This is a genomic window from Psychrobacter sp. H8-1 (assembly GCF_904846575.1).
In the GTDB taxonomy this organism is placed as follows: Bacteria; Pseudomonadota; Gammaproteobacteria; order Pseudomonadales; family Moraxellaceae; genus Psychrobacter; species Psychrobacter fulvigenes.
In genome coordinates this window covers 2,397,362-2,422,797 of sequence record NZ_CAJHBG010000001.1, presented here as the reverse complement: position 1 = coordinate 2,422,797, position 25,436 = coordinate 2,397,362, and the positions used below count along the sequence as shown (strand labels likewise).

At 44.7% G+C, this 25,436-nt stretch carries 17 protein-coding genes, 1 tRNA gene and 1 CRISPR repeat array (1 of these 19 cut by a window edge); of the genes, 16 read left to right on the top strand and 2 right to left on the bottom strand.

All coding sequences use genetic code 11. The features are described 5' to 3' along the window. The first annotated feature begins 2 nt into the window (after positions 1-2). The 4 genes from JMY01_RS09910 to JMY01_RS09895 all read left to right on the top strand — a co-directional run bounded on the left by JMY01_RS09910 (position 3) and on the right by JMY01_RS09895 (position 4,051). The gene (locus JMY01_RS09910; protein WP_201575440.1) at positions 3-164 is read left to right on the top strand and encodes a hypothetical protein; all 162 of its coding nucleotides are present in this window, start codon (positions 3-5) and stop codon (positions 162-164) included. 140 nt (positions 165-304) lie between these two features. Beyond that, positions 305-1,354: a TatD family hydrolase gene (locus JMY01_RS09905; RefSeq protein WP_201575438.1), complete on the top strand. Its 1,050-nt coding sequence runs from the start codon at positions 305-307 to the stop codon at positions 1,352-1,354. A 54-nt stretch (positions 1,355-1,408) separates the two neighbouring features. Further along, a complete protein-coding gene (locus tag JMY01_RS09900) occupies positions 1,409-2,260 on the top strand; it encodes a ThiF family adenylyltransferase (protein WP_201575435.1) in 852 nt (283 codons plus the stop codon). 33 nt (positions 2,261-2,293) lie between these two features. After that, positions 2,294-4,051, top strand: a complete 1,758-nt coding sequence (locus JMY01_RS09895) for a GAF domain-containing hybrid sensor histidine kinase/response regulator (RefSeq protein ID WP_227677829.1) — start codon at positions 2,294-2,296, stop codon at positions 4,049-4,051. A gap of 112 nt (positions 4,052-4,163) precedes the next feature. Here JMY01_RS09895 and efp read toward each other — a convergent pair whose 3' ends face one another. After that, positions 4,164-4,736, bottom strand: a complete 573-nt coding sequence (gene efp, locus JMY01_RS09890; RefSeq protein WP_201575431.1) for an elongation factor P — start codon at positions 4,734-4,736, stop codon at positions 4,164-4,166. A gap of 236 nt (positions 4,737-4,972) precedes the next feature. Here efp and epmB point away from each other — a divergent pair, with 236 nt between their 5' ends. From epmB to JMY01_RS09850, 8 genes are all read left to right on the top strand, one after another. Further along, positions 4,973-5,977 carry an EF-P beta-lysylation protein EpmB gene (epmB, locus tag JMY01_RS09885; RefSeq protein ID WP_201575429.1) on the top strand — a complete coding sequence of 335 codons (1,005 nt, stop codon included), beginning with the start codon at positions 4,973-4,975 and terminating at the stop codon, positions 5,975-5,977. Positions 5,978-6,095: 118 nt separating this feature from the next. Continuing rightward, entirely contained in the window at positions 6,096-8,003 is a 1,908-nt protein-coding gene (locus tag JMY01_RS09880) for a hypothetical protein (protein WP_201575427.1), read from the top strand. 237 nt (positions 8,004-8,240) lie between these two features. Then, complete coding sequence (locus JMY01_RS09875; protein WP_201575425.1) at positions 8,241-10,325, top strand: EAL domain-containing protein; 2,085 nt, start codon at positions 8,241-8,243, stop codon at positions 10,323-10,325. 162 nt (positions 10,326-10,487) lie between these two features. Continuing rightward, complete coding sequence (locus tag JMY01_RS09870) at positions 10,488-10,943, top strand: cytochrome c family protein (RefSeq protein ID WP_201575423.1); 456 nt, start codon at positions 10,488-10,490, stop codon at positions 10,941-10,943. Positions 10,944-11,238: 295 nt separating this feature from the next. Beyond that, entirely contained in the window at positions 11,239-12,279 is a 1,041-nt protein-coding gene (locus JMY01_RS09865) for a MoxR family ATPase (protein ID WP_201575421.1), read from the top strand. Positions 12,280-12,335: 56 nt separating this feature from the next. Beyond that, on the top strand, positions 12,336-13,424 hold the full coding sequence (locus JMY01_RS09860; RefSeq protein WP_227677827.1) for a DUF58 domain-containing protein: 1,089 nt from the start codon (positions 12,336-12,338) through the stop codon (positions 13,422-13,424). Further along, entirely contained in the window at positions 13,421-15,658 is a 2,238-nt protein-coding gene (locus JMY01_RS09855) for a DUF3488 and transglutaminase-like domain-containing protein (RefSeq protein WP_201575419.1), read from the top strand. The genes JMY01_RS09860 and JMY01_RS09855 overlap by 4 nt, the downstream gene beginning before the upstream one ends. 116 nt (positions 15,659-15,774) lie before the next feature. After that, positions 15,775-15,851, top strand: a tRNA-Val gene (locus JMY01_RS09850). A 200-nt stretch (positions 15,852-16,051) separates the two neighbouring features. Here JMY01_RS09850 and JMY01_RS09845 read toward each other — a convergent pair. After that, positions 16,052-16,279 carry a helix-turn-helix transcriptional regulator gene (locus JMY01_RS09845; RefSeq protein ID WP_201575417.1) on the bottom strand — a complete coding sequence of 76 codons (228 nt, stop codon included), beginning with the start codon at positions 16,277-16,279 and terminating at the stop codon, positions 16,052-16,054. Positions 16,280-16,395: 116 nt separating this feature from the next. Between JMY01_RS09845 and JMY01_RS09840 the strand changes: the two genes are divergently transcribed. The 4 genes from JMY01_RS09840 to JMY01_RS09825 are packed head-to-tail and all read left to right on the top strand — an operon-like array spanning position 16,396 to position 18,439. Then, on the top strand, positions 16,396-16,611 hold the full coding sequence (locus JMY01_RS09840) for a hypothetical protein (RefSeq protein WP_007393965.1): 216 nt from the start codon (positions 16,396-16,398) through the stop codon (positions 16,609-16,611). A 10-nt stretch (positions 16,612-16,621) separates the two neighbouring features. Beyond that, entirely contained in the window at positions 16,622-17,818 is a 1,197-nt protein-coding gene (locus tag JMY01_RS09835; protein WP_201575416.1) for a site-specific integrase, read from the top strand. Further along, a complete protein-coding gene (locus JMY01_RS09830) occupies positions 17,815-18,105 on the top strand; it encodes a hypothetical protein (RefSeq protein WP_201575415.1) in 291 nt (96 codons plus the stop codon). The genes JMY01_RS09835 and JMY01_RS09830 overlap by 4 nt, the downstream gene beginning before the upstream one ends. A gap of 13 nt (positions 18,106-18,118) precedes the next feature. Continuing rightward, positions 18,119-18,439: a hypothetical protein gene (locus JMY01_RS09825; RefSeq protein ID WP_201575414.1), complete on the top strand. Its 321-nt coding sequence runs from the start codon at positions 18,119-18,121 to the stop codon at positions 18,437-18,439. A gap of 108 nt (positions 18,440-18,547) precedes the next feature. After that, positions 18,548-25,436: direct repeats of the CRISPR family, unit length 28 nt; unit sequence TTTCTAAGTCACCTATGCGGTGATGAAG (it continues 1,181 nt past the right edge of the window).

Here is a 25,436-nt window from a genome sequence, read left to right as displayed (position 1 = left end):
CAATGAATAAGAAAAAATGGCTTACTCTCAGCGTTGTCGCAACGGCCTTATTATTGATCCCAAGGCGTAGTAGTCGACAAGCGATGCCTGACCATCATAAGCCTTCTAAAAAAGACACTGTGAACCAGCCAAATCAAGCTCCGCTTAATGATAAAGATGCTTGAGCGTAACCCGATAAACGTACCATGATAAAACACTTCTATTTTGCCTCGCTTGTAGCTTGACTTGTATTCTCTGCGCTCGATATCCATAAAAGCCATATATTTATTCACAAATTATATATTCACTAACATGGAGGCGCCTGATGACTGATATAAGTTCATCGTTCACGGCTCAAGGCCAATCATCTAACTGCTCTCAATCTCATGCTGTTTATCCAACAACCCCATATCCTCTCATAGATACCCATACGCACTTTGATGCGCCAGTCTTTGATCATGATAGGCGCCAGCAAGCAAAGCGTGCCTATGCGCAAGGCATTCGGCACCTGATGTTGGTTGGCTATCTGCATCGTCACTTTGATAGGTTGTATGCAACGCAGCAGGAACTGGCGCAGATAGAATCAGCTGATGCTAGTGAGAAAAATCCCTCCTCGGATAGCTATCCTCAAACCCATATTGCGTTAGGGTTGCATCCTTTTTATATCGAGCAACATACTGACGCTGATCTCAGCAGTATGGCGCAAATGATCCGTCAGCAGCGCCCGATCGCAATCGGTGAGATAGGCTTGGATACTTATACCGATGCTATGAAACAGCCAGCAGCCTTGGAAAAGCAGCAGCGTTTTTTTGCAGCGCAGTTGGACATGGCGGTGACGCATCAACTGCCTGTCATGCTGCATATTCGTAAGGCTCATGCTGAGGCGTTGGCGCTGTTAAAAGCACACGATTATGATGCTCATAAGCTTGGCGGTATCGCGCATAGCTTCAGTGGCGGCGTACAAGAGGCGAAGGCTTTCGTTAAGCTAGGCTTCAAACTAGGTGTCACGGGTCAAGTCACCAATCCTAATGCCAAAAAACTGCGACTGGCCATTCAAGCGGCTGTCGATAGTTATGGTATTGAGTGTTTGGTTATCGAGACCGACTGTCCTGATATGACGCCCATTATGTGTCAGACATCAGGTATGACTCAGCCTGCCAACCAGTCGGCCTTGGGACAGAATGCCGATAATGAGTGGCAAGGCGCTGATGGTCACAATCGCAATGTGCCTGCCAACCTGCCTTGGGTATTGACTACCCTAAGTGAGTTGCTTGATGTTGAGTGTGCAGTGTTGGCGCGTCAGCTTTGGCAAAATAGCTGTGACGCCTTACAAGTATCATGGGCGTATCCAGATCTTGAGCAGCAGAGCTTTTAACCCATTATAAATCACCCATCTACCCAAATCGAAACAGGATTTAAGGCGACTGATATGGCTTTAAAAAACGACACGTTAGAAGTTGGCACGTTAAATGCTACAAGTACAGATAAGCAGTATGAGCGCCGCTTTCAAGGTACGCAGACGCTTTACGGTAGCGCTGCGTTTGAGACTTTTGCAGCGGCCCATGTCTACGTCATCGGTGTTGGCGGTGTTGGCACTTGGGCAGCTGAAGCATTGGCACGTACCGCCATTGGGACGATTACTTTGATTGATTTGGATGTGTTGGTCGCATCCAATGCCAATCGGCAATTGCCAGCGCTTGATAGCACCTTTGGTCAAAGCAAGATAGCAGCGATGGGTCAACGCATACTCGAGATTAACCCAAAAGTCACCCTGAATCTGATCGATGATTTTTTGACGACAGAAAATATTGATTTACTGTTACCTAGCCGTAAGGATGCCAAAGCCGCTGCCGATGCGCATCGTCCTATTGTGATATTGGACTGCGTCGATGATATGAGTGCCAAGCTTGCCATCGCGCTGCATTGCCGTTTTAACAAATTAAAGCTGATTTGTGCGGGCGGGGCGGGTGGCAAGATTGATCCACTGCAAATCACCGTCAGTGACTTAAAGGACAGTTATCAAGATCCTTTACTGGCACGACTGCGCAATAAGCTGCGTCATGAAAAAGGCATCAATAGTGCCCTAAAAGACAAGTTTGGCATCAAGTGTGTGTATTCCACAGAGCCGCCGCGAGTGGATAAAAGCTGTCAAACAGGTGGATTGCACTGCGGTGGCTATGGCTCAGCAGTGGCAGTGACCTCGGTGGTTGCAATGATTATGGTCAGTGAGGCGCTACAGATGTTAAGCAAACAAGCAGCCATAAAACGCACGAACTTATAACTTCGTATGAAGCTTGGAGAGATGGAGAGAGATGTGTTAAATTATCAGTATCCGTTAGCAGCAGATGAGCAAGACCGAATTGCTAAACTGCGTGAATATGATGTATTCAATAACGAGCATGACCCCGCATTTGCACGTCTAACGGAACTGGTAAAGCTGTTTTTTGATTTTCCCATCGTGACCATCACCTTCATGGATGAGCGCACCCAGTATCTAAGAGCACCTCACGGAATGCAGGGTGCTTGTACGACCTCACGTGAAGTCGCTATTTGTAACTATACCGTACTGTCTAATGATGTTTTTGTGGTGCCAGATTTAGCAAAAGACAGCCGCTTTATTCACAATCCCTTAATCACCCAGAGTCCTCATTTGCGCTTTTATGCAGAAGCGCCAATCCTTCTGTATGAGGATAGTAAGGTATATCGTTTGGGGTCTTTGTGTCTTATGGATACGCAGCCGAGCGACACATTTGATGAAGAACAGGCTGAGGTGCTGACTAAATTTGCAGCTATGGCAGCAGACGCGTTAGAGCTACAAAAGAGTCAACGCCTCGCTAGGCACGACAGTAAGATGAAGTCAGACTTTTTGGCCAACATGAGCCACGAGATACGTACGCCAATGAACGGTATTATTGGTATGGTCGAGATGCTCGATGAGACTGAGCTAAATACTGAGCAAAAAAGTTATATCGATAATATTAAAATATCTACCGAGCATTTATTAGCGATTATAAATGGCATTTTGGACTTATCGAAAGTTGAGTCTGGAAAAATGACGCTAGATTCGGTACCGATGAACTTGTCAGTACTGTGTCATGAAGTGATTGACTTGTTTGCAGTTCGAGCACAGCAGCGCGGGCTGACACTTGATTATCATTATACTTCGGAATTATCGCCTTATGTAAAAGGCGATCCAGTACGATTGAAGCAGGTTTTATCAAACCTTGTCAATAATGCGATTAAGTTCACTCGTGAAGGTGGACACGTTAGTCTCAAGGTCATGCATGTACCGAACTGTGATGATGACAATAAGGCCAATGAAGGTCGTGCTGATAACGGCAAGGCTATCATGCGCCATGACTCTAATGACTGTGACATCACCTTATGTATTGAAGTGACAGATACGGGGGTCGGTATTAAGCCTGAGGCGCTAGAAGCTATATTTGACGCTTATAGCCAAGCGGATAACTCTACCCATCGATTATATGGGGGTACGGGTCTGGGGCTGTCCGTTTGTAAGTCTTTGGTCAATCTGATGGGTGGTTATATTTTACTAGACAGTGTGATAGGAGAGGGTACGACCTTCAAGGTGTTGTTACCCATTCCGATACTAGAAAAGTCCCAGTATGAAGATTGGCATCATACCAATGCTATAGATGTCAAACCACTCTCGCAAAATATAGGTCGCATACTGCTTGTGGAAGATGACAGTGTCAGTGCCATGGTAGCCATAAAAGCCTTAAGTAATAGCGGGCATACGGTCACCCATGTCACTGATGCACAGCAAGTCATTGAGCAGCTATCAGCCTGTCCGCAGCGTTTCGATGTGATACTCATGGACCATCACATGCCAATTATGGATGGCATTCAAGCAACGGCTGAGCTACATAAGCGCTATGATCCTAAACATTTACCACCCATCATTGCGTTGACGGCCAATGCGATGAATGGCGATCGTGAAAAGTATTTGCAAGCGGGCATGCAAGACTACTGCACTAAGCCCTTCAAAAAAGAGGCGCTCACGACATTGGTACAATACTGGCTCACGCAAAACTCATCAAAAAAGAATTAATATCGACAGCAATACGTGAAATAAACAATAAAAAAAAGACAAACGATAAAAAAAGCTCAACCATCACATGACGGTTGAGCTTTTTTATGACTTCATCAAAGCCTTAGCTATATTAGCTGACGCGAGTTTGATAGTCGCTAGTACGGGTGTCTACTCGTACCACTTCACCTTGCTGTACAAATAAAGGTACACGAACCACTGCGCCAGTCTCTAGAGTGGCAGGCTTACCGCCGCCGCCAGAGGTGTCACCGCGGACGCCAGGATCTGTTTCAGTAATTTGTAATTCTACAAAGTTTGGCGGGGTCACTGCAAGAGGGACGCCATTGAATAGAGTGATGGTACATAAGTCATTACCATTCTCTTTTAACCACATCTTGGCATCAGCCATGGCCGTTGCATCTGCTTGCAACTGCTCAAAGGTCTCAGGGTGCATGAAGTGCCAAAACTCACCATCGTTATAAAGATAGTTCATTTCGGTATCGATCACATCGGCTGCTTCTAAGCTTTCACCTGACTTAAAGGTCTGCTCGAGCACTTTACCGCTACGTAAGTTGCGCATTTTTACGCGGTTAAAAGCTTGGCCTTTACCAGGTTTAACAAACTCGTTTTCGATAATGGAATAAGGGTTGCCATCAAGCATTATCTTGAGACCGGCTTTAAATTCGTTGGTAGAAAAATGTGCCACAAGAGACTCCTAAGGGTTACTAGTAACTCTAATTAGTAATAAATAATTAATAATCAGTAGTTTGGATGAGAGTAAATCAATCATCAACGCGCCGCCAAACTTGACGCTAATAAAACATTAATCCGATCATATCAAGAATAAGGAGAGGTGAACAGATAGGTTTGGTTGGCATGCTTTGATAGAGTGCTGACTTACAGCGTATAATGTCGGTTTTTAGGCGCATGTATTAGGGTGTCATGATAAACCATTTAATCACACAAAAAAACTGGCAAACACAATTATCTGAAGCAGTCACTTCGGTAGATGAGTTGCTCACTATGCTCAACCTTGAGTCTTTAAAGCCGCAGGTTTATATACCTGAGCACTTTGAGCTGCGTGTTCCACGTGGCTTCGTTGCCAAGATGAGGGTTGGGGACGCCGAGGATCCTTTACTAAGGCAAGTCTTACCTGACAAACAAGAGCAAGTCGCGGTGAGCGGCTACGTCACTGACCCATTGGCCGAAAATGAGCAAAATCCAACCAAAGGACTGCTGCATAAGTACCAGTCGCGGGTTTTATTGACGATTACAGGGGCGTGCGCTATTCACTGTCGTTATTGTTTCCGTCAGCACTTTGATTATAGTGCCAATATGCCCACAACCTCTGCCCATGCAGCCATTATCAATCATATAGAAGCGCATCCTGATATAAATGAGGTTATCTTAAGTGGTGGCGACCCATTAAGCGTCTCCAATCGTCGTTTGTTTGCTTGGCTCGATACACTAGAAGCACTCCCGCAGCTGACCACCATCCGCTTGCACACACGTATGCCTCTGGTTATCCCCGAACGCTTAGACAATGACCTATTGGATCGTCTGGCTCAAAGTCGCTGTCATATCGTTATGGTAATACATTGTAATCACGCCAATGAGATTGATACAAATACAGCTGAGTACTTACAGCGTGCGCGTAAAGCAGGGGTTACGCTACTCAACCAAGCCGTTTTATTAAGAGGTATCAACGATAGTGTCGCGACACAAGGGGCTTTGAATCAGCGCTTGTTCAGTGCTGGTGTTCTGCCCTATTATTTGCATGTCCTAGATAAGGTCGCTGGCGCTGCTCACTTCGATAGCGACGAGCGGTTAGCTATCGAGCTTTATTGGTCGTTATTGGCTGAGCTTCCTGGATATTTGGTTCCAAAACTGGTCAGAGAGTTGCCGAACAGACTTTTTAAGGTGCCAGTTGACATTTACAAAAAGTAGCAGAGTGCTCAAAATGGTAACTTAGGATACCTTAAATTACCAAACATTAGTGGTGGTTTTTAGCGTACCTATTATGACTATATCGGTCGTTGGTTCATACCGTCATTAAGGAGCACTTGTGATCACGTTATCGGCTTTTCAAGAGTATCTATCGTCTAAGGTGCCCTTGCCACAGCCTGCAAGCAAGTATATCAATGGGGAGGAGCAGCAACTGCTTAAATGGGCAGTAACCCTACCCACGCAAACAGAAGCGCAGCAACTGGATCAAATTGAAAAAATACTGACTGAGTTGGCAGTATCTGACTTGGAGGATGAGCCGCGTCTTAAGCTGATGGGTATTGTTGCTACGGCCTCCGATCGCTTGATTGCCTCATTGCGTCAGCACTATATCAATGAGTCAGGAGCGCTGAATAGCGAACAGTTGCAATATAGCGCAGAAGTTAAGTCGTTATATTATTTAAGTATTCTGGTTTATGATGGCATTGTAAGGCGAGAGAGTCAGAGATTAGATTATCAACAGCGAACCTCTGCAGTCACAGGCTGGAGACAGATATTTTCTTTAGGCAAAAAGCCTCCTATCACATTAGCGTCTGCCATTTATCAAACACTGGCTACTTATCAAAGGTTGCTGTATGAGCAAGCTATCTCATATGAAAATGCTCAGCAGCATTTATGGGAAGCGATCAATCAGCTGTACTACTTAGCTCATCGGCACGACATCACTCATGTCAATCTCAGCGAGCATGTAGTGGTGCGGCAGGCAATCAGTATTCATGAGATTTATCTTCAGATATGTCTGCATAGCTTGTTGAATACCCGTGCCATGCGCAGGGCAAATATCATATTGATACACCGCTTGCTACCCTCATGGTCAGCCCACACCAAGGCAACCATAGAGCCAATAACCGATACGCGTGTTTTTGTGGATTTGCAAGGCAGTAGCCCGCCAGTTTATCTGACAGCAAACTCCACCATCAATCCGTATGACGAGTATCTCAACTGCTTGTTCATTGAGCTTGACCCTCTAGCATCGTACCTGCAACAACGTCAACAAGTGCTACTTGAAAGTGGCTACGAGAGCATAGAAGCTCAATTAGTCGCTAAAGTGTTAATGGCCATCAAACACCGATACATTAACAGGCAAGCGACCATACCTGCCAAGCTCAGTCCTAAGCTGCGGGCAACAGTCATTACTGGTTTTGACGCCATACATTATCATGTGGCAGGTGGACATAGCCTAATGAGTATGATTGCTGCAAAAGAACTACCGATTGAGCAGTTGCCAAGCTACGATACGCAGCCTAAAGAATATGATCAAAGTATTAAAGATAAAGGTGTTAAAGAAGATACTAATGACCAAGATGCTAAAAAACAGCACAACTCTATTAAGCTCTATGTAGACACTTTTGATAGTACCGATACCACATCACAAATAAGGCTGATGCAGTTATTATCAGCGCAGGACATCATGCAGCGACAAGCCATTATCGCAGATCGAATGGCAACGAGGCAGTCAAACTTAACTAAAATGCACAAACATCAGCCTGTGATTGAAGAGACCTCTTTGTCTGTCAAGCCAGTTGAATTGGATAAAACTCAGAGTAACAAGAGAGAAGGTAAGCAAGGTAGCGCGCCACCGCTGTCATTGATGAGTATGTTTTTGCTGTGTCGCCCAAATGACAGTAGCAAGCTTAAATGGTCGCTGGGTATGGTGCGTTGGCTCAATCTTGAGAGTAAGCTTGTCGAGGTAGAGTGGCAGGTGCTCGGCCATGAGCTGACTGCCTGTGCGCTACGCTTGGATAATAGAGGTAATATAGACCAGCGTAGTCAAAACTTTATTCCGGCCTTTCTCATGGCAGGTGATGAAGACTTGCAAACTGACTACAGTGTCATCGTACCTTCTTACCGCTTTCAAACTGGAGACAGAGTGATGATGCGTATCAATGACAACCAAGAGCCGTTGCGGTTACAGCAGTGTTTGATTAATAGTGAGGAGTTTAGCCAGTATAAATTTGTCCGTCTGTAGCACGATATTAATACCCTCAAAAATTGTTATGGTCAAATATACAGTCCTCGATAAAGGCTAGAAATGGCTGATATGGGTTGCTGTGGCTATAAATATATCCTTCATTAGTTGATGACATCATTCGCTATCACGCTATAATACGGGTTCGATAATCAAAAGCCACTCAGGTATAATGGATTTGACAGAAAAGCTGATGATTGCTCCAAAATAGCCCCTACAAGAATAAAAAGGCCTGATATGCACACCAAGTCCCTCTTGAACTTATTAGTGATAGATGATGATCAGCTATATGCTGAGCGTCTGGTTAGATTGTTGTCTGCTTACTACGATGAGGTAAATCTAGGGTTTTTGGATGATAAAGAGGAGCTGATGAAATCCCTGCGTCATCAGTGGGATGTTCTCGTTTTTGGCCGCGCTTATGACATAAGCTTCACTGATGTGGTCGGTATCGTTCAGGAACAAAGCCTTGACTTGCCTCTAGTCGGTTTGATGAGTGATGAGATGGCAAATACTGGGCGCAATGGTGACGGCATGCCCGCAGTCATTGATGGTACTATGGTCAAAGCGCTGCTAGCAGAAAAAGAAACACAAGTTGTAATGGCGATATGTCTACAACACGCCAACCTGCGTTGCCGACGTCAGCTACAAACACTCCAACACGTCCTGTCTGAAGCTGAGCAGCGCGCCAATATTTTGATCAAAAACTCCAAAAGTGCCGTCGCTTATATTGATCAAGGCATTCATATCTTCGCTAACGACCCCTACCTTAAGCTATTTAACTTTGAATCGATGGACGAAATCATAGGACTGCCAGTGATTGATTTGATCGCAGGTGGAGACAGCATTAAAGAGTTTAAGAACTTTTTGCGTCAGTTTGATAAAGGTAATCGCGAGCAGGTCGAGTTTAACTTCGAAAGTCGGCGTTTGGATGGCACTACCTTTGAGGCCAAACTGCAGTTGGCAGCTGCAACGTTAGATGGTGAGCCAGTGACTCAAATCATCATTCAGCAGAGTGGTGCGAACAGCGCTGAAATTGCTCAGCGTTTAGCGGCTGCAGAGCGCCAAGATAACCTCACTGGACTTACTAACCGCCGCGGCTTTGAAGAGCGCTTTGAGGCACTATGTCAGTCAATATTGCAAGATAAAAGTAATGCAGGTTTATTATACATTCAACTAGATAGTATTGGTAAGATTAGCAGTAGTTTGGGTTTGCAAGGGGTAGATGCCACCATCAAGCAAGTGGCTGAAATGCTAGATGAGATGTTAGCAGATGCTCATATCAGTCGCTTTAGTGACACTGCATTTACGGTATTGGTGAAAAATGTCACAGCAGATACACTCAAGGCGTTAGGTGAACGTATTCGCCAGCGTATCAGTGAGATGCTCATCGAAGTGGATACAAACACTACCAATACCACAGCCAGTATCGGTATTGTACAAATTGACTCAAATGCGGCTGAGCCGCAAGTGCTGCTTGAGCGTGCCGTTGAGGCCATTAGTCATATCAGAGTTGAGACAGCGAACCGCGGTGATGCTATTCATATATATGATCCCAGTGAGTATGCTAGTAGTGACGAAAACGCCTTAGCTGAGTACTTAGTAAATGCCATTACCAACAATCATTTTGAGGTACTCTTTCAGCCGATTTATGACGTCAATAATGATCGTAGTGACTTTTTTGAAGTCTACTTGCGCCTCCCATTGAACGATGCTGACAATACAGTATTGACCCCTGATCAATTTATGATGGTCGCTAAGAAGCATGATTTACGTGAAAAAATAGACCGCTGGCTACTGATCAATGCTTGTAGGCAACTGAATGATGTCCGCAGGACGCATCCAGAAGCACGCTTATTAATACAATTGACCAGCGCTTCATTGGTAGATAAAAAGTTGGTCAATGTTGCCAGTCAGCTGATAAAAGCGGTGGGTGGTGCACCTGGGGCATTGACATTGCAGTTCAATGAACAGGATGTGGCCAATCATTTAACCGTTGCTAAGTCACAGTTTTCATCACTAAGAGAGGTTAGTTGTCAGCTGAGTATCCATAACTTTGGAGCCTCTGCTAAATCAGTTGAGATCGCCGAGTTCGTACATCCTGATATGACGCGACTGGCTCACAGATATGTCGAAAACATTGATAGTACAGAAAGCTTAGAAGCTATCAAATCCTTGATTGGACGTACTAATGAGTTGGGTCTGGATGTATTAATGCCTCATATTGAAGAAGCTGTAACGATGTCAGTGGCATGGAGTGTGGGCGCACGCTATCTACAAGGTCACTATTTTGAAGAGCCAAGCAATACCATAAATGTGGTTTAAAAAACTCAATCTGCCGTAGTCTAATACCTGAGCTACGGCTTGCTTCATCCCTTTCTATTATACAAACGCTTATCGCTATCTACTTACTTTCATGGCCATGCCTGCTATGATTGTCTTTCCGTGAACCTTTCTTAATCAAAAAAACCTAAAGAATATATAAATATGCCTATTAATATTAAGTTTCGACTTAGTGGTATGCTAATTGCAGTGCTTTTAGTGAGTGCTTGTGAGAAGACGCCAGCAGATTATCGTGCGCCTGTGACCCTGCCAGAATATACTCAGGGTAATGCCGATCAAGGGGCGATAATCTACGGCGATGCCTGTGCTCAGTGCCATCAGCTGACGCCTGGACTGAATAAAAAAGGCCCGCAGCTGATGAACATATATGGGGCGTCTGCTGCAGAGTTGGCAGACTATGATTATAGTGATGCACTCAGCAGCTCAGGCTGGGTTTGGGATGCTGAGACGCTTGATCCTTATATTGCCGATGCTGAAAAAGCCATGCCTGGCTCAAAAATGCTGTCAGATCCGATGCCAGACGCTAGTGAGCGCGCCGATGTGATTGCTTATCTATCGACCTTGCGTGCTGCTGCACCAGTCTCTACAGAGGATCAGTAAGCGCGGTATGGTATAGTCGATACTAAATAAAATGGATGCGTTATTTAATAACGCGAAACTGGTATAAATTTTTCTAGCTTGCTGTGCCTACGCCGACAGAGGCTGCAAAAAATTCATCCCAGTTCCGCTGTATCTTTTTCATATTGGACTGGCTATACATCAATTATGGTGGCTTTATCATAGTGCAGTGTGTCTCGGTGCTGACAGTAGTCATTTATAATGACTGTTTGTACTGAATGTTTGTGAATGTTCAATACGCCCTATATTTACCATAAAAAAAATTCGGTAGTTTATTATGCGCCAAAGCAATGCTTATGACTTATTGCCAGAGGAAGATAGGGTATTGATAAAATCATCCGCTATTTTTAAGAAACCTGAGGTTAGTGATAGTACAAACTACATGACCAATCAACGCCAAGTGGCGCAGTTACTTGTACAGCTCAATCAAATTGTACTGGATAAGCCGCAAGTGGTTAAGCTGGCGCTCAGTTGTGTGCTGGCAGGGGGACATTTGCTATTACAAGACTTGCCAGGTATGGGCAAGACCACGCTGGCACAAGGGCTAGCGCAGCTACTTGGTTTGTCATTTAATCGGGTACAATTTACCAATGATATGCTGCCAGCAGATATCTTAGGGATGAGTATCTATGATCAAAGCACGCAGAGCTTTGAGTTTCGTAAAGGCGCTATCTTTACCCAGTTGCTACTGGCTGATGAGATTAATCGCTCCAGTCCGAAGACGCAAAGTGCCTTGCTTGAAGCAATGGAAGAAAGGCAAGTTACTCAAGATGGGTATTCTTACCCATTACCTGAGCCGTTCTTTGTTATCGCTACCCAAAACCCAATGCAGCAAGCGGGTGTCTATCCGCTCCCTGAATCGCAATTAGATCGCTTCTTGATGTGTTTATCGCTCGGGTATCCGTCACCAGCTGCAGAGCGGGAGTTGCTGCGCGGTCAAGATCGCCGTGAGCTATTAGCAAGCTTAGATGCGGTGCTAGATACGCAGGCCGTATTGTTGGCTCGCCAAGGGGTACAACAAGTCTATGTAGCGGATGTGGTATTAGATTATCTGCAGCGTTTGGTCGCAAAAACGCGTATTAGCCAAGAGTATCATGGGCTGTCACCGCGTGGGGTGTTGTCACTGCAGCGCGCCGCACAAGCGCATGCATATGTGTCAGGGCATCAAGAAGTATCACCAGAAGATATTCAAGCGGTGTTTGCCGCTGTGACAGATCACAGGCTGGGTCAGCGATTTATGCCGCTGCATTTCGATGGAGGGCAGGCAGCGCAGACCATTGCTCAGCGTATTATCAATGAGGTGCCGGTGCTTGTCTAAAGGTATACTTAAACAGACGCTCTCTACGTGTTTATCATGATAAAGATAGGGCAGTTATGACAGTACCAATACCACAAACGCCGCCAGCGCCAGACTCTGCTCAACCTACAAAGGCAGCCTCGGAAACATCTGGCGTATTGGCGCGTTGGTTTGCCAAGCGCGCGCCCAAAAGCGATAGTGTTAAGTTGAATTTGCGCAATGTCTATATTTTCTTTAGCCGAGAAGGGGCGCTGTTCGCCGTACTATTAGTGATAACCTTTATCGCTGGTATTAACTATGGCAATAATTTGGTGCTGGGTTTGTTCTTTTATCTGGTCAGCGTTTGGTTGATCAGCTTTCATGTGACCTTTGCGCATATATCGGGTTTGCAAATCGATTTGCTTGACGTTACGACAGCAGAGATAGGCTCAGCCGTCTGGGTGACGCTGCAAGTACGGAGTGAGAGTCGACAACCCAGACGTCAGCTAAGCTTTAGCTTTGAACAAGCGAAAAGTAACAAAAAAAACAGGCGTAAACGTAACGCTCAAAGTCAGCTCAACCTCAACAGCGAGACAAAAGTATTGCTACCAAGTCTAAAAGACCAGCAAATCATTCGCTTGCCTGTCATGATGGATAAGCGTGGCCAACTTGAGCTACCAAGACTGAGGATTAGCAGCGTCTATCCGCTAGGTATTATGCGTGCTTGGTCATATGTATACTTTGCGCGCCGCGCATGGGTCTATCCTAAACCGTTAGCGTTTGATTGGCAGGCGCAGTATATGACGGCCAGTGTCGATGATTTGCCTGTGGGTGCGCATTATAGTCAGCATACTCAGGGTCAAGATGACTTTGAGCGTTTGGATAACTATATCGAAGGCGAGTCATTGGCGCGCGTATCTTGGGCGCATGTGGCACGAGGTCAGGGCATGCTTACCAAGCACTTTGCTGATCCAATCGGTGTGGAGCAGGTGCTAGATTATGCAGACATGCCAGCTGCCCATCATGAGCAGAAGCTCGCGCAATTGGCGCACGGCGTCATTACCCTTGGTAAGCTTGGTGTACCTTTTCAGATGCAGCTGCCCAATGAAGCCCACTCTGTCGCTACCATCGGTCAAGGCGAATCATTTGTACAAGCCTCCCTATTACGATTGGCAAAAGCACCATGAGCGATTCTCATAATACTTCCAGCACAGCTACTTTTACAAATTTGGCAAAACAGCCAAGCTTTGAGCAGTTGGCGCTCGGTCAGTATCAGAAGATAGATGATAGCTCAACCACAAATAAAAAATGGCACAGCAAATTATTAGCATTACCAGCTTATTATTGGGTGCTATTGGCTCAGGTCGTGGTGGTGTTTCCGCATGCGGCGCACCTGCCCTTATGGTTGATGGGCTTTGCGGTAGTCAGTATCATGGCTCAGCTACCACCGATTAAGGCCAAGTTTAGACAAGCGCGCCATCTAAAACGCCTTTATCAAGGCATGCAGATGCTTGGGTTTTTGTTAGGGCTGGCGGGTTTGTGGCTCACTTATAACGCAGCGTTTGGGCTGGATATGGGCGTGGCGTTTTTGGTGCTGTGCTTGATTAGCAAATTGTGGGAGCTGTATAAGCGCCGCGACGCCTATGTGGTATTGAACTTATCGCTGTTTGTGCTTGCGGCGCTGTTTTTGATGGATCAAGGGTTGGTCACCACCTTAGAGGTCATCATAGGTACTGTCGTTGTGTTACTGGCCTTTATTGCTCTTAATGATGATGGCAATAGACGCGGTGATGGACGTTTGCGTACGCTTGGGGTATTAGGGATTGGAGCATTGCCGTTATTAGTGGTGCTGTTTTTATTCTTCCCACGTTTGCCGCCGCTATGGTCAGTGCAGCTATCAGGAAGTCAGGCGACTACAGGTGTCTCAGACAGTATGTCACCTGGCGACTTTGCCAATTTGGGTCAATCCACTGCGCTTGCCTTTCGGGTTGAGTTTGCAGAGGAGCGCCCATCTCAAGATGAGCTGTACTGGCGCGGCTTGGTGTTTAGCGACTTTGATGGGGTGACATGGCGACCTAACCGAAGTGCACAGCAGCAGTGGCAATCGCAGCAAACACAGCCGCAATGGCTGAATAGAGCACTGGCCACGGCACCCAGTAATGTGCAGCTTGAGCCAAATCACTACGAAATCATACTAGAACCAACTCAGCAGCACTGGCTATTTGGGCTGGATTATCCGTTTGCTCAGCGCTCAGACGTCAGTATTACCTCAGACTTTACCTTATTAAAAGATCAGCCTGTCACGCAGCAGCTGCGCTATGATGTATTGCGTTTTGCACCCATGCGTATCGATCCAGTGCTTGGTGTAGCCTCTCGGCGTGTCAACTTGGCATTGCCTGACAATGGCAATCCACAAGCGCGCGCCCTTGCTCAGCAGCTATTTGCCGAGTCAGGCTCAGATCCTGTGCGCTATATGCAAGCACTTGAGCGCTGGATCAATCAGAGCGAGTTTCGCTATACGCTATCACCGCCACGGCTGAATGATAACCGTATCGATGAGTTTTTATTCGATACCAAAGCAGGGTTTTGTGAGCATTATTCTTCTAGCTTTACCTTTATGCTGCGTGCAGCGGGTATCCCCGCACGAGTGGTGGCAGGCTATCAAGGCGGTGAGCCGAGTCGGGGCGGCAGCGTGTGGGAAGTGCGGCAGATGGATGCTCACGCTTGGACGGAGGTATGGCTTGAGGGTCAAGGTTGGCTACGTGTGGATCCAACAGCGTTTGTCGCGCCAGAGCGTGTCGAGCAGGAGATGGATGCACTGACGCAAAGTCAAGGCGCGGCGATGTTTGGCGATGGTGCGGGCGCACAGCTCAGCTATCAGCAGTATCAAATGCTGCAAACTCTGCGCCGTTTCTCTGATCAAGCCAGCTACTATTGGCAAAAAGACATCGTCGGCTATGATCAGGACAAGCAAGCAGGCTCGCTACTCAAATGGTTCAATATCAGCTCGATTATGCAGCAGATTGTCTGGCTGGCTGCCAGTGCCGTGACCGTGGTCAGTATACTTGCGCTGATGATCTGGCAACGACGACGTAAGCGTTGGCATCCAGCAGACCTGCCACTAGTGACATTGTCTAAACGCTTGAGTAAGTATGATTCGTTGTTGGCTCGTGATGAGAGTGAAGGGCAGCTAGCATGGCTTGAACGCTTAGCAGCTAGCCTTGCTGTTCCTGATAATTCTGACACCCTTGATAACAGCTTAGAGACAGACAACCTAGATGTGACTCAACAGCATATAGAGCAGATTAAACAAGATTATCGGCAGCTACGCTATGGGCGAATGAGTACGTTTGATGCTAATAGCGCTGAGTACCAACGACTACTTAAGCAGCTCAAAGAAAACGTACGTAAGCTATTGTAAATAGCCAAATGATAGTCGGATAATGCGTGATTTTGTGTTTATTTAATAATAAATCACAGTTTCGATAGAAAGTGCTTGCAAAGTCCCAAAAACTTGCTAAAATGCTCAACCTAAATAGGCGTATAGCTCAGTTGGTTAGAGCGCTACCTTGACATGGTAGAGGTCGTTGGTTCGAATCCGATTACGCCTACCAGATTCGAAAATCCCCAATCTTATGATTGGGGATTTTTTTTGCCTGTAATATAAGGGCTGACACCTATCCCACCTCTCGTCGTAGCACATTGATTTAGTCTATCTTTATAACTCGTAAAAAAACCGTGTGCCCAGATTGTGCCCAAGCTGTGCCTGCCCTAAATTCTCTGACTCATAAACCTCTTAACTTTGACCTTTACTCTACTTTTTCAAATCCTGATCTTCTGCAGCAGGAACATATTCAAATATATCTCCAACTTCAACTTCTAAAAACTCGCATAGCTTATCAATAGTATCGAAGTCGATTCTCGACGACTGGTCATTATATATTTTATGTAACGTTGTTTTGCTGATTCCTGTCGCCCGTACGGCATCCGCTACCTTTAGCCTTCTTTCCGCTAACAAAGTCGGTAAATGATTAACTATCACAGTAAAACTCCAATCTTAGTTGTAAAAAGTACTTGCATAGTTATAAAAATGTGCTAAATTACAACTATGGTATTTAAAAGTACCATCATAATTAAACTTTATATAAGGAATGTATTATGTCACATACCTACCTAACAACCCAAGAGCTTTCTGAACGCATCAAGTATACCCCTCGAACGATTCGTAATGAACTGAAAGACAGTGTCTTGATCGAAGGTATCCACTACATAAGACCTTTTGGTGGTAGAAAAATCCTTTATGTTTGGGAAGAGATTGAAAAAGATATGCGTGTCGGAGTGTCCGGCAGCATCAACGCCATGGCATTACAATAAGGAGGCTATTATGGCTAGCATTAGAAGCAGAGGGAAAAAGCTGTTTGTTGACTTTCGATACTTAGGAGTCCGCTGTCGCGAAACAACAAATTTGATTGACACCCCTGAAAACCGTAAGAAGTTGCAAAAAATAATTGAAAGAATGGAAGCTGAAATTGTTTTGGGTACTTTCAATTACGCTCAGTACTTTCCTAAAAGTGATAAAGCTGAACGAATGATGTATCTAAGTGATCGAAAAGAATGCATCACTACAAATGTACCGTCATTTAAGCAGTTTGCAGAGCTATGGTTTTCTGAAAAGGAGATAGAATGGCGCGCAACACAAAGGCGTAAAGTAAGAGAAATCTTGGATATGTACTTGCTGCCTGAGTTCAATGGTAGGCCCATTGAAGGCATAAAAAAGACAGATGTATTAGCTTTCCGTTCATCACTCGCCAAAGTTACGCGCGGAAAAACTAACAAACATCTGTCAGCGGCACGCATCAATTCGATAATGGTACCTCTGGGTATGATACTAAAAGAAGCTTCCAAACGCTACAAGTTTGAAAATCCTTATGAGGACATAAAATCGCTTAAGGAACCAAGAACGAGTATTCAGCCTTTCACGTTAGATGAAGTTTGGAAGTTTATTAACTGGGTTAGGGAGGATTATCGAAACTACTATCTTGTGCGCTTCTTTACAGGAATGAGAACCAGCGAGATTGACGGTTTAACTTGGGAGAATGTTGATTTTGACCGCCGAGAAATCGTTATCAATCAAGCGCTCGTTAAAGGTAAAGTTGTGCCGCCTAAAACCCAAGAGTCGTATAGAGCCATCCAAATGTCTCCATGGGTCTATGATGCTTTAAAAGAGCAGCACAAGGTCACTTATAAGCGATCTGAATATGTCTTTTGTTCGCACACAGGCGAGCCACTTGACTACAACAATGTGAATAAGCGTGTTTGGCACCCTACGCTTAAGGCGTTAGGCCTTAAAAAGCGCAATGCCTATCAGACTCGGCACACTGCGGCCACTCTCTGGCTAGCTGCTGGTGAGAGCCCTGAGTGGATTGCTTATCAGATGGGTCATTCAACCACCAAAATGCTGTTCAATACATACAGCCGCTATGTACCAAATATGACACGCCAGGATGGTAGTGCTTTTGAAGCACTCGTAAGTCGAAGCCAGATGGCTCAAGCATCTACTGACAAGGAGACGTCAAAATGAAAATTATTGATTATGACAAGCTATTTGCCGAGTTTAAGCCTAATGGCTATGTCAGTGAGGATGCCAATACTATCGCCAATATGTTGATTTATGATTTATGTATTCAACCTGGTTATAATCTAGCACGCTTTTTAGGAATCAAGCCTTGCTTTAATAACCATATGGCAATGCGTATATGGGTACAGAAGCGCTTGGATGCGAGTCTTGGATATGTGGTTGAAGATATGTGTAGTCAGCTACAAAGTGAGCTTTACGAGCTACTACCACCATCTGGATATGGCTACTAACGAGGAGAATATCATGTGTGTAAATTTTGTGTTCGACTCAAGCCTAGATGATGAAGCAAAGCGTTTGTGCCATCAGTATTGGTCGTATGTATCACCCAATGACTATATCGCTCATCTAAAGATACTTTGCTACGATTACAATATAAGGTCTGATGAGTTGTTTGCTACGCTTGCAAAATGCCAGGTTTATTTGGGTGATATACATTGCGAGTATTGCGGTCGTCCTTATCAACTCGATGTGCCAGCAGATATCCCCCATGCAAGACAACAAAAATCTTGGTTTTGTGATGGATGCATCAGCTTTTCTGGGGGACAGCTTACTGTTGGTAGATAGATATTTGATGTTACTTGATAACCAGATGGCCTAGGCTGTCTGGTTTTTTATGCTGACTAACTCTTTTCGATGTAAAAATCTTAGCGCTTTGTCAGTCTTTTTGCGACATTGCTAAGTCACCTATGCGGTGATGAAGTAATACAATGTGTTAGTAGAATAGTGGCTGTATTTCTAAGTCACCTATGCGGTGATGAAGAACAATGACCACTTTGAGGCAGACTTGCGTAATTTCTAAGTCACCTATGCGGTGATGAAGATATGCTCGATGCACAACTCGCAGCGGAGGAATTTCTAAGTCACCTATGCGGTGATGAAGGGAATACCCTACAATTTATGGGAGTTTATACGTTTCTAAGTCACCTATGCGGTGATGAAGTAATGTCTCTAGTTTTTTATGACCAGTGATTTTTTTCTAAGTCACCTATGCGGTGATGAAGATCAATGCTCGATAAGGTATCCGCTTCTGATGTTTCTAAGTCACCTATGCGGTGATGAAGCTGATGCTGCTAATGCTGAATGTGCTTATCATTTTCTAAGTCACCTATGCGGTGATGAAGGAGATGAAACAAACGGACATGGGGCACTCACATTTCTAAGTCACCTATGCGGTGATGAAGAAAACGTTTGAGCAGGTCTATGGGCAAGTAGTTTTTCTAAGTCACCTATGCGGTGATGAAGGCAAAAACTAGATAAAGCCCTGCCTTTTGGTATTTCTAAGTCACCTATGCGGTGATGAAGCAGACAACACCGGCAAGCTGACTTCATTCAATTTTCTAAGTCACCTATGCGGTGATGAAGCCCGCTTGTATGGTGGCGCGTGTTAGTGCGTGTTTCTAAGTCACCTATGCGGTGATGAAGCACAAAAGCGGCGCGTGTTATCTCAATATAATTTTCTAAGTCACCTATGCGGTGATGAAGAGGTCGGTTAATGCAATCGCCCAAACCTCTACTTTCTAAGTCACCTATGCGGTGATGAAGTTTTGCTGGTCACTGGCTGCGCTCTGCTGGGCTTTCTAAGTCACCTATGCGGTGATGAAGGGATTTGTAATTGCATCATTCGGATAAGTCATTTTCTAAGTCACCTATGCGGTGATGAAGAAAAGCTATTGCGTCAGGCGTTCGGTGATAGTTTTCTAAGTCACCTATGCGGTGATGAAGGCTTAAGTCAAGGGCGTGTATCTCATTTTTATTTTCTAAGTCACCTATGCGGTGATGAAGGTAAACGCAGGTAGTGCAGCAGGTAATGACGATTTCTAAGTCACCTATGCGGTGATGAAGTTGTTGAAGTTATCGTGGCAAAAAACCGTAACTTTCTAAGTCACCTATGCGGTGATGAAGTTGATTTTGATATTCGAGTGGCTGCCAATGCCTTTCTAAGTCACCTATGCGGTGATGAAGATCTGCGCGCATTACCCACTGAAAGCCGTTGATTTCTAAGTCACCTATGCGGTGATGAAGCGTTATCTAAAAACCGTATGCAGTGGTTATCATTTCTAAGTCACCTATGCGGTGATGAAGAGTATCTGCAGAGTGAGGGCGATATGAGCGAGTTTCTAAGTCACCTATGCGGTGATGAAGTCAGCTTTGTTCTGCTTTGCTAGGTTCCTCATTTTCTAAGTCACCTATGCGGTGATGAAGAAAACGGCAAGCTTTATCGTGGCTATGAAAAATTTCTAAGTCACCTATGCGGTGATGAAGCTGTATTGCTTTGCGTGTGCGTCAAGCTCCTTTTTCTAAGTCACCTATGCGGTGATGAAGTAGCTCTCATATCTGTGCGCTGTTGCTGATAATTTCTAAGTCACCTATGCGGTGATGAAGTGATAACGACCAGTGCTGCACTCATAGCACAATTTCTAAGTCACCTATGCGGTGATGAAGTTCAATCTGCGTTGAGTTGCCAGTATCTTTAATTTCTAAGTCACCTATGCGGTGATGAAGGATAGTCTGGTCATTACTGTCGCTACTACTTTTTTCTAAGTCACCTATGCGGTGATGAAGGTTGATTACGACACGCTAAATACACGCATTAATTTCTAAGTCACCTATGCGGTGATGAAGCATGCAAATGATGGGCATGCGCCGTCAATGCATTTCTAAGTCACCTATGCGGTGATGAAGACGGCAACCACCTGCGACTATTTTGTATGGTGTTTCTAAGTCACCTATGCGGTGATGAAGACTCTGGCGGTTTTGGTGGTAATGATGGTGTATTTCTAAGTCACCTATGCGGTGATGAAGGCTGTAATCATGGTCAGTGTCGTTAATCGTTTTTTCTAAGTCACCTATGCGGTGATGAAGGCTGTTGACACCTATGCAGTTGGATGTGCATATTTCTAAGTCACCTATGCGGTGATGAAGTAATCGAAAGCGGTACTGGTAGCTGGCAAAAATTTCTAAGTCACCTATGCGGTGATGAAGACATTTATAGGTAGTTTTTTTAGAATAGCTAGTTTCTAAGTCACCTATGCGGTGATGAAGAGGGCGTAGAGTCGCGCAAGTGAAGCGGAAGATTTCTAAGTCACCTATGCGGTGATGAAGTATTATGAGCGCCCATCGACTGTCCACACTTATTTCTAAGTCACCTATGCGGTGATGAAGATCTGCAATAAAGATGGTTATATCTTGATAAATTTCTAAGTCACCTATGCGGTGATGAAGGTCAGTAGGTATGGGTTACGACACCTCAGACTTTTCTAAGTCACCTATGCGGTGATGAAGTTGTACGAGGCAGTAAGTGTGCTAGGCATAGATTTCTAAGTCACCTATGCGGTGATGAAGAAAACAAGGTGGCACACCAGTTGATGAAGTCGATTTCTAAGTCACCTATGCGGTGATGAAGCAGTCCACTTTTTGACAGAAATAGCAGCAGACTTTCTAAGTCACCTATGCGGTGATGAAGAACCCGAAAAAATACATGACCTACGAAGTTAATTTCTAAGTCACCTATGCGGTGATGAAGACGGTAAAGGTATGGTTACGCTATTACGCAATTTTCTAAGTCACCTATGCGGTGATGAAGCATGTAAGCGACACCTGTTGCGGTCACGATTTTTTCTAAGTCACCTATGCGGTGATGAAGACTTAACGTACTACTACGAAGATGTCGGCTCATTTCTAAGTCACCTATGCGGTGATGAAGTTGGCGTTCATTCCAGAGGTTATCGCAATCTATTTCTAAGTCACCTATGCGGTGATGAAGCTACGCCCATAAAGCCGACGCCACAAACACTATTTCTAAGTCACCTATGCGGTGATGAAGCATTGCTGTTATTATTTACGTCCTTATTATCATTTCTAAGTCACCTATGCGGTGATGAAGCCCTATCTGAAATAGTAAATTTGCGCTTATTATTTCTAAGTCACCTATGCGGTGATGAAGTTTAGAGTATGTTTTATTGCCCTTAATCAATATTTCTAAGTCACCTATGCGGTGATGAAGGTTGCAATAAAAAACCACAATCCTAAGATTGTTTTCTAAGTCACCTATGCGGTGATGAAGCTTGAGGAGGATGTACAGCTCTTCCGGGGTAATTTCTAAGTCACCTATGCGGTGATGAAGACTCTGGCGGTTTTGGTGGTAATGATGGTGTATTTCTAAGTCACCTATGCGGTGATGAAGCACAAACAGGGAACGCCCAATCACAAAAGGAATTTCTAAGTCACCTATGCGGTGATGAAGTGACCCAAACGACTATCGTAAACCTAATCAATTTTCTAAGTCACCTATGCGGTGATGAAGTTAAACTTGGCGAGGTTGTTCCGTTCGGTGAGTTTCTAAGTCACCTATGCGGTGATGAAGGATGGCTATAGTCGTGCTGATGACTTAGTTATTTTCTAAGTCACCTATGCGGTGATGAAGTATTGAGGTTAGGAAGGTAGCCCTTGAGATATTTTCTAAGTCACCTATGCGGTGATGAAGTTTATGAGGGTGACATTGTTAATTGGCAAGCATTTCTAAGTCACCTATGCGGTGATGAAGATTCTGTTACTGACACCTCTAATGAAGTTACTTTTCTAAGTCACCTATGCGGTGATGAAGTTGCTTCTGTTACTTTTGGAACATCCACCATATTTCTAAGTCACCTATGCGGTGATGAAGATATAAATAATTAAAACCATGATTTCTTTGAATTTCTAAGTCACCTATGCGGTGATGAAGATTATGATCAATGTACTTATCTTCATCATTGATTTCTAAGTCACCTATGCGGTGATGAAGGATTTGAGGTACTGATAGCCCTTGAACGAACCTTTCTAAGTCACCTATGCGGTGATGAAGAGCACTCATAAGAGAGTACAACGCTGCATTGATTTCTAAGTCACCTATGCGGTGATGAAGGATGATGCAGAATACAACAAAGGGTCTAATGATTTCTAAGTCACCTATGCGGTGATGAAGTGCGCCCGACTGGAATCGAACCAGTGGCCTTCTTTCTAAGTCACCTATGCGGTGATGAAGTCTTTGCTTATATCAAGGGATTATCTGTTATTTTTCTAAGTCACCTATGCGGTGATGAAGTCTTTGCGCTCGATTAGCGATTCTTTCCAGTTTTTCTAAGTCACCTATGCGGTGATGAAGTCCACCCCATAAACCATAGCCATTCTCTCGGCTTTCTAAGTCACCTATGCGGTGATGAAGATGAGTCTAAGAACTGCACGGTTTATCTGAAATTTCTAAGTCACCTATGCGGTGATGAAGAGTTGCATGGTTTTTATGATGGTGAAGTAGATTTTCTAAGTCACCTATGCGGTGATGAAGTAAACGGCTATCCAGTTGATACCAATGCACTTTTTCTAAGTCACCTATGCGGTGATGAAGATGATGTGGTTCTGTATGTAACACCAACAGCATTTCTAAGTCACCTATGCGGTGATGAAGATGATGTGGTTCTGTATGTAACACCAACAGCATTTCTAAGTCACCTATGCGGTGATGAAGTGAGCCGTCTGCTGCAACTTCGGTCAAAAAGTTTTCTAAGTCACCTATGCGGTGATGAAGGCAGACAATGCTACCGCCAGGCAAATCTCATTTTCTAAGTCACCTATGCGGTGATGAAGGAGCGTACATCAAGCAGCTATAACAATGTCGATTTCTAAGTCACCTATGCTGTGATGAAGTTGTTAAATCATATAATCGCATTTATGCGTAATTTCTAAGTCACCTATGCGGTGATGAAGAACAGATATGAGCAACGGTGCTTGTGTGCGTTTTTCTAAGTCACCTATGCGGTGATGAAGGGGTTTATGCTCCAAGCCCATCTATTAATTTATTTCTAAGTCACCTATGCGGTGATGAAGCGCAGTAAGTTGTGCGTTTTCTTCGATGGTCTTTTCTAAGTCACCTATGCGGTGAGGAAGCGAGCATCAACATCGCCCATGTATAAACCTGTTTTCTAAGTCACCTATGCGGTGAGGAAGCACTGGCTGGCGCGAAAACGTCATTGTGGGTATTTCTAAGTCACCTATGCGGTGAGGAAGAGCAAGCAGTCGGTATGAGTCTAAGACGTACATTTCTAAGTCACCTATGCGGTGAGGAAGACTGACACTTTTGATGAGAAACCTATAGTTAATTTCTAAGTCACCTATGCGGTGAGGAAGCGTCACACTTGCTAAAATCTATCAAGTCAAAATTTCTAAGTCACCTATGCGGTGAGGAAGATCGTCGTATTGAAGTTTGCGCTCTGATATATTTTCTAAGTCACCTATGCGGTGAGGAAGGCAATGCCAAATCACCCTGCACACTAAAGATATTTCTAAGTCACCTATGCGGTGAGGAAGAATTGATTTGAGCCACTTGTACTTAAAATACTTTTCTAAGTCACCTATGCGGTGAGGAAGTAAAGAGCGTAAGTTGCGATTATTAGTGCAAATTTCTAAGTCACCTATGCGGTGAGGAAGGCGTCAACATGCCTCCTAGTGCGCCAAAGATTTTTCTAAGTCACCTATGCGGTGAGGAAGGGTAGAGGTCTGTTCCCAAAGAACACCTCGTTTTTCTAAGTCACCTATGCGGTGAGGAAGCTAATGTCACAGGGCTAACATGGTTAATCTCATTTCTAAGTCACCTATGCGGTGAGGAAGAGGGTGGCATAACTGTAACGCCAAAGGAGAACTTTCTAAGTCACCTATGCGGTGAGGAAGAGTAATGCAATAATTGAAAGAGAAGGACTAAATTTCTAAGTCACCTATGCGGTGAGGAAGTCAATAGCTGCTCCGTTAATAATAGTGGCTCATTTCTAAGTCACCTATGCGGTGAGGAAGAATAACCGCTCTACTGATGATGGCATTCTTAATTTCTAAGTCACCTATGCGGTGAGGAAGGAGATGTTCAAAAAGCTCATACGCACGATATCTTTCTAAGTCACCTATGCGGTGAGGAAGGGATACAGCAACCATACCTTTAGAATACTTAATTTCTAAGTCACCTATGCGGTGAGGAAGTATAATACAGACATAAGCAATTAACGGTATGTTTTCTAAGTCACCTATGCGGTGAGGAAGGAACTATCAAAAGAAAGTAGCGCTACATCATTTTTCTAAGTCACCTATGCGGTGAGGAAGGCATTGGTTGGGGTGGGCGATAATCGTATGCTTTTCTAAGTCACCTATGCGGTGAGGAAGGTGGCAGGCATCAGCGACGACTGCATTGTGTGTTTCTAAGTCACCTATGCGGTGAGGAAGGTCGCCTACTACGGCTCAATCGTTGATACGCATTTCTAAGTCACCTATGCGGTGAGGAAGCTAACAATATTGGCGGTCAATCGCTTAATACATTTCTAAGTCACCTATGCGGTGAGGAAGGCAACCCTTGCAGGTTAAGTGTAGTATGCAGTTTTCTAAGTCACCTATGCGGTGAGGAAGGCCATCACTAAGGAGGTTGGGCAGTCTACAGCTTTCTAAGTCACCTATGCGGTGAGGAAGTAACAACTTCATGGCTACCATTCGCTCGGTAATTTCTAAGTCACCTATGCGGTGAGGAAGTATTGGCATTGCTGGCTGG

What these genes read in the sequence shown, in the direction of transcription:
- JMY01_RS09910 (WP_201575440.1), top strand. Translation starts at nt 3, where the DNA reads ATGAATAAGAAAAAATGGCTTACTCTCAGCGTTGTCGCAACGGCCTTA.
- JMY01_RS09905 (WP_201575438.1), top strand. Translation starts at nt 305, where the DNA reads ATGACTGATATAAGTTCATCGTTCACGGCTCAAGGCCAATCATCTAAC.
- JMY01_RS09900 (WP_201575435.1), top strand. Translation starts at nt 1,409, where the DNA reads ATGGCTTTAAAAAACGACACGTTAGAAGTTGGCACGTTAAATGCTACA.
- epmB (WP_201575429.1), top strand. Translation starts at nt 4,973, where the DNA reads ATGATAAACCATTTAATCACACAAAAAAACTGGCAAACACAATTATCT.
- JMY01_RS09875 (WP_201575425.1), top strand. Translation starts at nt 8,241, where the DNA reads ATGCACACCAAGTCCCTCTTGAACTTATTAGTGATAGATGATGATCAG.
- JMY01_RS09870 (WP_201575423.1), top strand. Translation starts at nt 10,488, where the DNA reads ATGCCTATTAATATTAAGTTTCGACTTAGTGGTATGCTAATTGCAGTG.
- JMY01_RS09865 (WP_201575421.1), top strand. Translation starts at nt 11,239, where the DNA reads ATGCGCCAAAGCAATGCTTATGACTTATTGCCAGAGGAAGATAGGGTA.
- JMY01_RS09860 (WP_227677827.1), top strand. Translation starts at nt 12,336, where the DNA reads ATGACAGTACCAATACCACAAACGCCGCCAGCGCCAGACTCTGCTCAA.
- JMY01_RS09855 (WP_201575419.1), top strand. Translation starts at nt 13,421, where the DNA reads ATGAGCGATTCTCATAATACTTCCAGCACAGCTACTTTTACAAATTTG.
- JMY01_RS09840 (WP_007393965.1), top strand. Translation starts at nt 16,396, where the DNA reads ATGTCACATACCTACCTAACAACCCAAGAGCTTTCTGAACGCATCAAG.
- JMY01_RS09835 (WP_201575416.1), top strand. Translation starts at nt 16,622, where the DNA reads ATGGCTAGCATTAGAAGCAGAGGGAAAAAGCTGTTTGTTGACTTTCGA.
- JMY01_RS09830 (WP_201575415.1), top strand. Translation starts at nt 17,815, where the DNA reads ATGAAAATTATTGATTATGACAAGCTATTTGCCGAGTTTAAGCCTAAT.
- JMY01_RS09825 (WP_201575414.1), top strand. Translation starts at nt 18,119, where the DNA reads ATGTGTGTAAATTTTGTGTTCGACTCAAGCCTAGATGATGAAGCAAAG.